Annotated in this window: 6 protein-coding genes and 4 pseudogenes; 6 read left to right on the top strand and 4 right to left on the bottom strand. The window is 38.4% G+C overall.

Features of this window, described 5'->3' with window-relative positions:
- Nucleotides 1-172: 172 nt before the first annotated feature.
- From H3Z85_22360 to H3Z85_22350, 3 genes and pseudogenes are all read right to left on the bottom strand, one after another.
- Nucleotides 173-1,632: pseudogene (locus H3Z85_22360) on the bottom strand (RagB/SusD family nutrient uptake outer membrane protein).
- 8 nt (nt 1,633-1,640) lie between these two features.
- A pseudogene (locus tag H3Z85_22355) lies at nt 1,641-4,592 on the bottom strand (SusC/RagA family TonB-linked outer membrane protein).
- Between the two features lie 200 nt (nt 4,593-4,792).
- Entirely contained in the window at nt 4,793-4,954 is a 162-nt protein-coding gene (locus H3Z85_22350) for a hypothetical protein (GenBank protein QPQ51892.1), read from the bottom strand.
- A 602-nt stretch (nt 4,955-5,556) separates the two neighbouring features.
- Here H3Z85_22350 and H3Z85_22345 point away from each other — a divergent pair.
- The 5 genes and pseudogenes from H3Z85_22345 to H3Z85_22325 all read left to right on the top strand — a co-directional run bounded on the left by H3Z85_22345 (nt 5,557) and on the right by H3Z85_22325 (nt 11,015).
- The gene (locus H3Z85_22345) at nt 5,557-7,065 is read left to right on the top strand and encodes an adenosine kinase (protein QPQ51891.1); all 1,509 of its coding nucleotides are present in this window, start codon (nt 5,557-5,559) and stop codon (nt 7,063-7,065) included.
- A 559-nt stretch (nt 7,066-7,624) separates the two neighbouring features.
- Nucleotides 7,625-8,561: pseudogene (locus H3Z85_22340) on the top strand (NAD-dependent epimerase/dehydratase family protein).
- Between the two features lie 215 nt (nt 8,562-8,776).
- Nucleotides 8,777-9,688 (top strand): helix-turn-helix transcriptional regulator, encoded by a 912-nt coding sequence (locus H3Z85_22335; protein QPQ53984.1) that lies wholly within the window; start codon nt 8,777-8,779, stop codon nt 9,686-9,688.
- Nucleotides 9,689-9,812: 124 nt separating this feature from the next.
- Nucleotides 9,813-10,508, top strand: coding sequence for a type 1 glutamine amidotransferase domain-containing protein (locus H3Z85_22330; GenBank protein QPQ51890.1), 696 nt, complete (start codon nt 9,813-9,815; stop codon nt 10,506-10,508).
- A gap of 150 nt (nt 10,509-10,658) precedes the next feature.
- A pseudogene (locus H3Z85_22325) lies at nt 10,659-11,015 on the top strand (hypothetical protein).
- A 42-nt stretch (nt 11,016-11,057) separates the two neighbouring features.
- On the opposite strand, the gene H3Z85_22320 reads toward H3Z85_22325, so the two are convergent.
- Nucleotides 11,058-11,546, bottom strand: a complete 489-nt coding sequence (locus tag H3Z85_22320) for a GNAT family N-acetyltransferase (protein QPQ51889.1) — start codon at nt 11,544-11,546, stop codon at nt 11,058-11,060.
- Nucleotides 11,547-11,763: 217 nt separating this feature from the next.
- On the opposite strand from H3Z85_22320, the gene H3Z85_22315 reads away from it, so the two are divergent.
- Nucleotides 11,764-13,011, top strand: coding sequence for a hypothetical protein (locus H3Z85_22315; GenBank protein QPQ51888.1), 1,248 nt, complete (start codon nt 11,764-11,766; stop codon nt 13,009-13,011).
- Nucleotides 13,012-13,028: the final 17 nt, after the last annotated feature.

The raw sequence follows: 13,028 nt of genomic DNA, 5'->3' as shown, positions 1-13,028 counted from the left end.
TGGTATTCATGATAATAAAAACTGAGGAGAATAATGACTTGAGTATCCCAGGCTCAAAACAACTTTATCAATCTGTTTCTACCGTTATGAAAAAAAGACACCATTTAAAATAAAATGATGTCTTACATAGAATATATTAAAAAATTGTAAAGGCTTTTCAGCGAAGGCTTATCTAGTCATTCTGTTTGATTTGAGGGTTATTATTGATTTCTTTATTTGGGATTTGAAATTTAAATTTATCAGGCGTTAGATTAAATCTGCCGAAAGTATGATTTGTACCGGTATACACTCTTTCCAAAGGGACGTTGAGCCTTTTCATATCAAACCATGCATAGCCTTCCCCCAAAGTTCTATTCTTTTCTGAAGGATAATCTCATTGATCAGGTCATTTCCGGATTTGGAAGAAAGGATATATCCCGTATCTCTTTTTGACGCAATATTGAATAATACCTGTCTTGCTTCGGCTTCCCTTCCCTGTCTGGCCAATGCTTCTGCTTCTATATAATACAGAGAAGACGCTCTGATGTAAATATAATCTCCCTCAAAGAGGCTCGGATCTTTAAACTTCCAGCTTACATAAGGAGGATAGTTTTTGGTCTTTCCATTAAAGGTATATTGAGCATTTTGGCTGCCATTAAAAACTTTTTTACGGTAATCTGTTTCCGGGATGGCTTCGTACAAACGTTTATCGATTAACTTACGGATTTGAGCTGCACCGGCATATCCTTCATTGGTATTGTCGAACATCGAGAAGAACGAGGCATAGTAATTTCCGATACTCATCGTGGATATCGTATTATGGAATCCCCAGATAACTTCAGGATTATTAATATTGGAAAATCCGGTCGTTGTATATTCGTTTTCAGTCATTAAAGCGACACCGTCTTTACTTTCTGCTGCATACTGACCTGCTTTTACGTAATTTCCCGTTTGCAGATATACCTCAGCTGCAATTGCTTTGGCTGTTCTCTGGTCAATCTGAGCTCTGGTAGGGCGGGCAAAACTGTCGAGAAGTAGAATAGATTCTTCAATATCTTTCGTTATCTGTCCGTACACTTCTGCCACTGTTGATCTTGGAAGTCCCTGGTTAGGATTGCTGGTTGTGAGTACAAGGGGTAATCCGGGATTTGATTCATGTCCTTTATAATCGTTAGCATAGAATCGGACAAGGTAGAAATAAGAGTAGGCCCTCAGGGCAAGCAGTTGGCCTTTAATTGCTCTGTTTTTGGTACTGGTATCATTTTTTAATTCGTCGAGAAGTTTATTGATGACAAATATTCTTGCGTAAAAAGTGGTCCATACAATTTCTGAAGCTATATTACTGGCGTTGGTAGCTTCATAATTATAAAACATTCCCAAGTGCTGGTTGGTAGATTGTATCACATCATTAGACATCAGATCTGCTCCGGCCTTCATGGCCATGATTCCGAAGTCGGAATGTGAGGTGGTTCCCCCGGCTCCGTTGCTTCGAAGGTCGAGATAGATTCCGCCCAGAATTTTTTCAGGGCTCGATTTGTCGGTGTTGAGCTGTTCTCCGGAAATATCACCGTCAGGTAAAGTATTGAGATCATTGGCGCAGCTTGTGCTAAGGCCAATAGCTATGGTTGCGATAAAGTATTTTATTGTTTTCATAAATTCTTTTAAAAAGTTAGTTTAAAACCTAAAGAGACACTTGACAACAGAGAATATCTGTATGAATCGGAAACTCCGGTTAGGGAAGCTCTCGGGTCATATCCTTTTCTCTTCGACCATAGATACAGGTTGTTTCCTGTCAAATAGACCTTTAGACCTGATAAACCTGCCTGCTGGGCAAAACCTTCCGGTAGCTGGTAGGAAAGGGTCACATCCTGAAGACTGATATAATCTGACTTGATCAGGTAAAGTGTTGAATTTCCATTTTGATTGGTGGAAGTCAGGTCTACTCGCGGTAATGAAGCATTCGGGTTCTCCGGGGCCCATGTTTTATCCAGATCTGTGGAGTAATTTGAACCATACGTATCTGAGTGGAATAAACTTCTGTAGATGTCATCATATCCATACCCTCCAAACTGGTAGGCGAAGTTTACAGATAAATTCAGCCTTTTATAAGTGATATCAGTTCCGAATCCTCCATATACTTTGGGAATAGCTGATTTTCCGGTATTGTAATCGGTTGCTTCTTTATAATTGTTGGTAATGGTTTTTTCTTCCTTTTGCGTCGTTGGATTAATGGAAGTGCGATACCATAAAGCATCTCCGTTTTCCGGATTTACTCCTGCAAACTCTTTAAGGTAATACGTATATCGGTCTCCGCCTTCTGTCAAAATAAACAAGCCTGAAACCAGTCCCGTTCCTCTCTGTTCTGCCGGAAGTTTTGTAATGGTATTTTTATAATGTGTAGCGTTGGCATATATATTCCATTGTATATCCTCTTTTTAAGGATATCTACATTGGCATTTATCTGTACTCCCCGATTGATCATGTCCCCGATGTTGCCATACTTTACATAAGAACCCACATTGGATGGAGCCAGAGGAAGAGCATAAATCATATCCGATACTTTTCGCTCAAAATAATCCGCATTCAGAGTAAGTCTGTTTTGGAAAAATGAAGCCTCAAACCCTGCGTTCAGGTTTTTGAAGTTTCCCATTTAAGATCTCTGTTGCCTATTTTTTTAGGTGATACAACCGCTTTATCATCACCGAAATTATTAATTCCGTAGATGTCCTGGTACGCATAATAATCTCTTGTGGAGGCATCGAGCAAGATATTGTCATTTCCCTGCTGACCGTAGGAGACCTTTAATTTCAGGGCATTCACCACGGAATTGTCTTTCAGGAAATCTTCTTTGGCAACATTCCATGCGGCCCCCAATCCGTAGAAAGTACCCCATCTGCTTTCCGGAGCGAAAACGGAAGAACCGTCGCGTCTTACATTGGCATTAAAAAAATATTTACCATCATAATTGTAAAGCAATCTTGAGAAATAACCTTCTACAGCATACTCGTAGCCATTCCCAGAAAGATCTGTTATTTTTACCGCATTGTCAAAAGACAGAGAGTTTGGCAATAAAAGCTGCTGTTTGTTTCCTGACATTCCTTCATTTTTGATTTTGTTTAATTCATGACCAATCAAAATGTTGAAGTTGTGCTTATCCACTTTTTTCTGGTAACTCAGCAATTGCTGATGATTCAGTGTGTATCTGAACTGTGATCCTTTGGTAAGGGTACCGCCTACGGATGAAGAAGTTCCTCCTTCTGTGTTTCCGAACTGAAGATTTCTTACATTTTCAAGATAGGCCCCGAAGTTGTAGGTGAAATCCAAACCTTTAATGATTTCATAATTTAGCCCCAGGTTGATATTGGTGATATTGCTTGTGGTTTGTGATTTATCTTTTTGAAGGTTACCTACCGGATTTTCGAAAACGGCATAGGATCTTGTCGCACCGTTAGGACCGCTTCCGTCTCCGTAATCATACAAAGGATTTCCATAGCTGTCATATAATCTCTGATAATTGTCGTCTCTCAAGAAAACAGGATAAAAAGGTGAAATATTTCTTGCAAACTGGAAAGGATTTGAAAACCCGCCCGTTTCACCAAAATCCTGTTTGCTGTAGGTATAGGAAAGGGCACTGGTCAATTTTAATTTTGAAGTAATGGAGTAATCTATATTGGATCGTATTCCGAATCTTTCAAATCCTGAGGAGATAAGGTATCCTTTGTCATCCAGATAATGTAAAGAGGTATATGATTTTACCTGATCGCCGTTGGCATTAATTCCAACGGTCGCCTCTCTTCTTAAAGCCGGCTTGAAAAGAAGTTTTTTCCAGTCGTCCTGATATAATAACCGGGCATCGGGATTAAAAGAACCATCCTGTCTGATCAGTTGGGCAAAAGGTACATTATAAACATTATATCCAAGTCTGTTCAATGCAGTCAACCCTACATCATGTGGAGTAGGACCTGAAGGAACAGCTCCCGGTTGCTTTAGCCTTGCCACTTCACCAATCCTTGCCCTGTTATAAAAAGCAGTATAATAATCCTGTGGTGAAGTATACACCGGATAATCCTGAATGGATCTGAAATTAACTCCCGTTCTTACATCAGCCTCAATGCCAAGTCCTTTATTTTTACCCCTTTTTGTATTCACAATAATGACACCGTTGGCTCCCCGGGAACCATATAGGGCATTGGAGGAAGCATCTTCAAGAAAGGATATACTTTCAATATCAGAGGCTGCAATACTGTTAAGGTTTCCGCTGTAAGGAATACCATCCAGGACAATTAACGGATCACTGGATGCATTAATAGAACCGATTCCTCTCATTCTGATGGTGGGTTGGGAGCCGGGCTGACCGGAAGAAATAACCTGTACTCCTGCTACTTTACCTCCGATTCCCTGAAGGATATTTCCGTTTTGGAGATTAGAAAGGTCTTTGGCTTTTAAAGATTGCACAGATCCGGTGATTTCTTCTTTTTTTGCTTTCCGAAAGCTACTACAACCACTTCTTTAATGGCATTTTCTTTGGAAAGGCTGTCTTTAGTTTGTGCAAAGCCATATTCTGCCAATAAGAGCAGGGCCAATACACCGATTTTACATTGTTTTCTTCTCATTCTAGTATCATATTTAAGTTTAAAATTGAACGGGTGTATTACTGTGATTTCTCCGGTTATGAAATAATAATTTCCTGCCTCCTTTTTCAGGGAGGATACAATAGGGAGTATTAAAAGCTAGGGGGAAGTATGCCCTGGTTAGATCAGGTCTTGAACTGATTGGACTTTAATTCCTACAGTAATGTGTATTCCTTCGAAAGTTATGACATCATCATGGTACACATACACATCATAGATTCGAAACACATATCTTCAGAAATGATAGTATGCTTTGAAAGACCTTTATCTGTACAGTTTTTTTGCTGAGCAGCTGCAATAGTCATGATGGTGAGCAGGTAAGAATCAAAGGAGTTCTTATTCATGAGAATAAAGTTTATAATTTTTTTAACTGGGTCAAAATTATTTAATAATTCATGAACATCGTTTAAATGGGCATATGAGATAAATCATATTAGTCTACTAAATTAGTGGGTTAATAGAATTGAATAATCCATTTTATATTTATCTTATTGATATATAGGTATTTGTGTTTGCTGCATAAATGTTAAAAGTTTTAAAAAAAATAGAGTTTGCCGCCATGAATTAAAATTAACATAATAAGTCTATTGTTTTTGTAGACTTTTTGGTTATTTTATGATCCTGATTCAAAGAGGTACAGTCATTAAACAAACAGGCTTATTTGATTAGTTATCAGTAATACAGATAAAGTGATGGGCAAGTTTCCCAAAGAATTTATATTGGAAAATTTTATAGTATTAAAATTATAATTGATCATTTCTTAAGGCGGAAAGTAAGAATGCCGAACAAAATCCTTTGTTAAGACTAAGAAGAATAATTAATTTTTCCCAAGCCTGCGGATGTTTTCTAGAAAAATTAATTATATTTTTGAAGATTATTTACCTGCACAATTTCGTATCCGGATATGATGATGGATTAATGACTGTGCAAAAGAGATCCCCAAATTATGATGAGAAAATACTTTACTTACGCTCTGCTTTTTGGATTTCCTTTGCTGGGAGCCCAAACCAAGGCGGACGGACAATCTGCATATCAGCAGAAGTGGACATTATTAGAAAAAGAAAATGCAGCACAGGCTTTTGATGCCGATATTCAGCTATCTGATGCCGAATCGGTATTGGACAAAAAACTATTTCAGCTAAGAAAGCAGTTTCTGGCTGAAACAGAGAAACAAAAAATCCCGATATATAATAGTTCTTTTAATCAGATAAAACCATTGATTGAAAGCACTGCACTATTTAAGATTATTCAGAAAATGCCTAAAGGTGGTTTGCTGCACACCCATAGCGGAGGTCTGGCAAGTATGAAATGGGTTATTTCAGCGGCAAGAAAATATAAAGAATGCTACGTTTTTGACCAGAAAGATACCAAAGATTTTATTTACGGACAGCTGGCTTTTTTTGAAAACGGAAAAGTACCTCAGGGATTTGTCAGTCTTGATAAGAAATTGACTGCACAACCTGATTTTGAAAAGGAATTGCTGGGACTTCTCACTTTAAAACGGGATAACCTGAGCAATTATAATGATTACTGGATTGAATTTGAAAAACGGTTTACCCGCATCAATCTGTTGTTGCCTTATCGTCCTTTTTTCAAAGAATATTATAAAGAAGGTTTCCGTGAACTCCTGAAGGACAACGTACAGCATGTAGAGATCAGATATGTCTTTGATGAATTGTATGATTTTCAGCACGGGAAATATCCTCTCACGAAAACTGTTACTGATCTGCAGGACATTGTGAAAGAGATACGTACATCTGATCCACAGTTTAGCTTAAAATTAATCTATTCAAGCTTTAAATTTTTAGATCCCGAAAGCATTGAAAAACAGCTGGAAACTGCATTTGCATTGAAAAAAGAATTCCCGGATATGATTTCAGGATTTGATCTTGTGGCAGATGAGGCTGCAGGGCACAGTATCAATTCTTTTCAGAAAAACTGGAACAAGCTGAATGAGCTGGCCGGGAAATATGGGGTGAATATGCCACTTTTCCTGCACGCCGGAGAAACTACTTCCGTCTTTAACAAAAATATTCTGGATGTTTCATTGCTGGATAACAAAAGAATTGGCCATGGTCTTAACCTGATTTATTTTCCGGAATCCATGAAATTGGTCAAAAAACAGGACAAATTGGTGGAAGTAAGCCCCATCAGTAATCAGATTTTAGGTTATGTAAGCGATATGAGAAATCATCCGGCGAGAGTTTTGCTAAGCCACGGAATTCAGTGTTCCATTAATAGTGATGATCCGAGTGTGTACGGCTATGAAGGGCTTAGTTATGATTTCTGGACCGCATTTGCATATTGGGAACTTGATGTAAAAGCGCTGAAAAAGCTTGTTTTTAATTCAATTAATTATTCTTCATTGAACAACAAAGAAAAGGAAACTGCAATCGCCCATCTGAATACACAATGGAATGATTTTGTTCAGAAAGCAAATTCACAACTAAAATAATAAAAGATAAGCCGCTTTTATTGGCAATCTCTTAACAACAAAAAGCACCATTCATATCATGGTGCTTTTTTAGTAAAATATCATGACTTCCAAATGGGAGAGTGTGGCTTCATAATTCAAAGTCTTAATTTTAGATTTTTCTGCAACAAACTTAAGGTCACTTTTCATTGTTTTTAATGACTGACACTTTCCCATACTACTGTAAATCCAGGCTATAGATACATTCAAATCTTTGGAAGAATAGCATTTATATGTATAAGCAAACAACATAAAATAAATACTCCACGCATCATCACCGTCAATTCTTCCTTTATTGTATAAACTTATATTTTCTATTCGTAAACAGAGATTCTGTTACAACTTCCCTTAATTGAGATACTCTGTTTATTTCAGTTCTTCTGAACTTTGTCTTATTAAAAACAACAGGATATGAAATCTTTAACAACAACAGAAAATAATAAAACCACATCACAATGGATATAATCAGGTATAATCAAACCGTCATAGAGTAATGTAACCCCTGATCTTTCAGGTTTAAAAAAATTAAAAATACAATAATATGCAAACAATATTAGGTGCCAACGGACAGATTGGCGAAGAGCTGGCCAGAGAATTAAAAAGAAATTTCACTTCCGATATTCGTATTGTCAGCAGAGATGCAAAAAAGTCAATGATACCGATGAGGTATTCTCTGCAGATCTTTCAAGTCGTGAAAAAGCCATAGAAGCGGTAGAAGGCAGTGAGATTGCTTATTTCACTTTAGGACTTCCGATAAGTTCGGATCTTTGGGAAAAACACTTTTCTCTTATTCTTCGTAATGTGATTGATGCCTGTAAGGTCAACGGTACAAAACTCGTGTTTTTTGATAATACCTATATGTATCCGCAGGATGACAGGGTACTGACTGAAAACACGACATTTGCCCCGGTTGGCAGAAAAGGAAAGGTAAGAAGAAAAATGGCTGATATGGTATTGAAAGAAATACAATCCGGCGGGCTGGAAGCGGTTATCTGTCGTGCTCCAGAATTTTATGGACCGGGAAAGACACAAAGTATTACCAATACTTTGATTTTTAATAACATCAGAGAGGGTAAAACGCTGAAGGTTCCCTTGAGTGCAGACAAAAAAGAAGTTTAATATGGACTCCCGATGCGAGCCGTGCCACCGCATTAATTGGAAATACTCCAGATGCCTACGGACAGACCTGGCACCTTCCCGTTGATAAAAGCCACCCGACATACCGTGAATTTATCAGAATAGCGTCAGGGATTTATGGAAAAGATCTGAAATATTCCGTTGTTCCTAAGTTTTTCTTCACCATCGGATCTTTATTCAGTAAAAGAGTGAAAGAGCTGCTGGAGTTGCTACCGAGATATGAGCATGACAATATCTTTGATGATTCAAAGTTCAGAAGTCGTTTTCCTGGCTTTCAGGTAACAGACTACAAAAAGGGGATCATGCAGATAAAAGCAGAACAGCTTTCAGGAAAACAATAAAATCACTACCTTAGAATAGGCTAAAAAGAGTTTTTATCTAATCACATAGACACATAGAAAATGATGATTGAAGGAAAAATACAAGTATGTATTTTATTAAACTAAATCTATGTGTCTATGTAGTTTAAAACATCGTAATATCTTAACACTCATAGAACAGTGAGTCTATTTCACTGTCTAGTTTAAAAAAAATGAATAAATCTGAAATGCAACCAATGAAAACTCCGGAAAAAGTTTCATCCATCAGTGCACTGCACCGGTTTTTAGGATTGAGGAAACCTTCAAATCCTTTGATCAGTGTATTTAATTTTGATGATGTACAATTGGAGCCTGAAACCATTCTCAGTACCGTAATAACCGATTTTTATGTAGTTGCCCTGAAAAAAGACTGCGCAGGTGGAAAATGCAAATATGGGCAGCAGTATTATGATTTTGAGGAAGGGTTTATGTACTTTATTGCACCTCATCAGGTTCTGCAGTTTGAAGATATTCTTTTAAACGGTGTAAAAGGCTTTGTATTGGTTGTTCATCCTGACTTTTTCCAAGGGTATCCTTTGGCTTCAACAGTGAAGGACTATGGTTTTTTCTCGTACGCAACCAACGAAGCGCTACATCTTTCCGAAAAAGAGGAAAAATCTGTGATGGATATTATCAGTAATGTAGAACAGGAAATAGATGCCAATATGGATTCTTTTACGCAGGATTTACTGGTCTCTAATCTTGAGCTTTTATTGAAATACAGTGATCGTTTTTATAACCGACAGTTTTTAACCCGGAAAAAGGTGAACAATGATTTACTTTCAAAACTGGAAAATTTACTGGATGATTATTTCAGAAAGGATAAATTGATTATTAATGGGATTCCTTCTGTTCATTTTGTAGCCAATGAACTGAATTTAAGTGCAAATTACCTCAGCGATATGCTTAGGGTACAAACAGGGCAGACCACGCAGCAGCATATCCAAAACAGACTAATTGAAAAGGCCAAGGAATTGTTGTCTACAACAGCTATGTCGGTTTCTGAAATCGCTTACCAGCTGGGATTTGAGCATCCGCAGTCTTTCCATCGTCTGTTTAAAAACCGTACTTCTTTCTCTCCACTGGAATTCAGGGCTTCATTTAATTGATTTTTGTGGTATAAAACAGTAAAAACTAACCGATAAGATTCAGAGATCAGGTTACAACTTTCCTGAATTGGGTTACTTGTCGTCAGTTTGTTATTCCGAAATTTGTGATACAAAATACAAGAGTATGAACACCTTAAAAATTTTAATCATTGTAACCAATGTCAACATATATGCCAGCGGTCATCTGAAAACAGGCCTCTGGCTTAGTGAACTTACCCATATCTATCACGCTGCCAGAGAAAAAGGATATGATATCACCATTGCGAGTCCAGATGGCGGTAATGTACCGGTAGATCCGGAAAGCCTCAAGCCTTTTGTTCTGGATAAAATTTCCACGACTTACTGGAATGATGTTTCTTTCCGGCAATTACTGAACAACAGCCAGCGGTTAAGTGATGTTTCCGATATTCAGTACGAATTGGTGTATCTGGCCGGCGGACATGGAACCATGTATGATTTTCCGGACGACAGAGCCATACAATCCGTAGTTAAAAAACAATACGAAGGCGGAAGACTGGTAGCCGCAATTTGTCATGGTGTAGGTGGGCTTCTGAATGTAAAACTTTCCAATGGGGAATATCTGATCAAGGATAAATCTATGACTGGTTTTGATTGGTTTGAAGAAACCATTGCCAGACGTAAAAGAGAAGTTCCTTTTAACCTGGAAGCCGCTATCAAAGAACGGGGTGCAGATCTGAAGAAAGCTTTCATTCCCATGACTTCAAATGTTGTGGTGGCAGATCATCTTATTACCGGACAAAATCCGTTCAGTTCAAAGGAGATGGCAAAAGAGGTGATGAAGCATCTTGAAAAACAATAAATCTTTTCTTTTTTAAACCGTTTTTAAAAAAACTGATCAATATTTTTGAACAGATCAAAATGGGCTCATATGATAAACCTGTTAAAATTTTAAAACCATGAAAAATATTATTGTTACTTCCTTCCTTTTTTTAATCTTTCTCTTGTAAACGCCCAAACCATAGAGTCGGGAAGCCATAGTACAACAGGATATATCAAACCGGACGGCACTATCGAAAACAGGAACCGTTCCACAGTGGGTTACATTAAATCTGACGGAACGATTGAGAATAAAAATCATTCAACAATCGGCTACATCAAAGGTGATGGCACTATAGAAAATGCCGGTCATTCTACTGTAGGCTATGTTAAAAAAGACGGCACCGTAGAAAACAGCAGCCGTTCCACCATAGGATATATCAAAGATAACGGGACGGTCGAAAATAGCAGTCACAGTACTATCGGCTATGCTAATGGTATCAATAAAGAATGGGCAGCGGTCGTGTATTTCTTTTTTAAGCTAGATTAATCCGCCTGCCGTCCAAAAAAAAAATTACGCCTTATCCCGCGATTAATGATCAAGTCTGTAAATAAATTCCTCAATCTCCGCTTGCCTGGCGTTGGCAAATCCTTTGTCAGTCCCTATTTTTACAAATCCACAGTTTTCCAAAACTTTCTGTGAGCCAAGGTTATCAAAAGCAACACGCCCGAATATAGGTCTGACTGTTTCCATAGCAAGTAGTTTTTCTAATGCTTTCGTAGCGATCCCTTTCCCCCAGAAACTCTTATCAATCCAGTATGTGATCTCTGCATCACCCTCCATCATAAACTTGGCAATACTTCCTGCGATCACTGTATCGACTATAATGGTTTGATTGTTGACTGTGGGATCAGCCAGCAGTTTGGTATATTTAGCAAGATAAGCTTCCTGATTGGCAGAATCTTTTGAGGTAAATGCTGCCAGATGGTTTGCTTCAGGATCAAGCTGAAACCGGAATAAAATGGGTAGATCTGCAATTGTAGTGGATCTGAGTTGTATTTCAGGAATTGTATTTTTCATAGGAGTGATTACGTAGTTTTATTTTCAAATATAATTAAATATTGTTATGGTAAAGTATATTATACGTGTCGTGTTTGTAAGAAAAATAGAATGATCCCGGAATCATAAAATGTAATACATATTTAATGCTGAGGTAATTTCAGTACCGATGAAATCCGGTAGTTTCGTGTGCAATTTAAACTAGTAATACATTCTACACCTCATTACCGATCTGATTATGATTCAAAAACAACTCCTTGGCTGGATGCTGATGCTTGCTGTGACCAGTATCGCATGCCAGAACAACCAATTAACCTCTCCCTCAATGGAGGAAGAGCTCCCTTTACAGGTAAATGCTGCTAAAGCGGCTACAGATGTAAGTGTGAACCCTTTTGTTGACACAAGTACCTATATCAATTCTGGATTTACCTTTTTAAAGCCTTCCCAGGTCAATAAAAACCGTCAGGCCATTGGCGGAAACTCATACACGGAAGTCTATGGATTCAATATCCCTGAAGAAAACAGAGTCCGGGGAATCCGTTGGAACACTGACGATGAAACTACCTCTATCTGGCGTCCACAGGGCATTGCCGGATTTACCAAAGATGGTATCCGTTACCTGTTGGTGAGCTGGTATGCAAAAGATGATGCCGAATATAAAGGTTCCCGCATTACGCTTATTGACATCAGCCCAAGCTCAAGTACTTATCTTACCTATCGACATATTCTTCTCGTGCAACCTGATATTCCGACAGGCACCACCAATTATACTCAGTATGGCTCCTATGCTCCGTTAAAAGTGCATGCCGGAGGTATTGCTTATTTCAAAGGGAAAATCTACCTCAGCAGCACCAATCTTGGTGTTCGTATATTTGATCTGGATAAAATTATTGAAGTCAGTACGGGAGATGCTACCAATGACAAATGTGGTAAAGATACCAACGGTAATCTGTTTGCTTTCAACTATAGGTATATATTACCTCAGATCGGATATCAAAAGATCAGTAATGCCAGTCCTTTCTCCACGATACAGGTCAACGATGAAGGAACCCAGCTCTGGACAGGTCAGTATTATGCAGGCAGTGCTGATGCTTCTATTGTTCCTAAAGTCTTTGGATTTCCCATTGATGCTGGAGGCAAACTTCAGAACTCAGGGATTGTTGGTGTAAGTCCGAAGAACAGCCTTTTTGCCGATAACCATGCCCATGGCATTCAGGGGGTATTCAGGAAAGGAAACAGAACATGGCTCTCATGTACGGGATCTCCAAGCAATTCTTATGGCTCCAACGCCCGGTTGGCAAGATATACCGATGGAGCTGATGACACTGTACGCTACCGATGGCCCTATGGTGCAGAATCTCTCTATTATGAATCTCAATACAATTATCTGTGGAGCCTTACGGAATACGAACCCAACGCCGGAGCTCAGAATGGCAGTCAGGTCAACAGGTGCATTTTTGCAGTGGATTTTTCGAAGTATCAATAAAGGGAAGCTAGATAAAA

Source organism: Chryseobacterium indologenes, assembly GCA_016025055.1.
Classification (GTDB): domain Bacteria; phylum Bacteroidota; class Bacteroidia; order Flavobacteriales; family Weeksellaceae; genus Chryseobacterium; species Chryseobacterium indologenes.
This window is presented reverse-complemented; position numbering and strand designations above follow the sequence as displayed.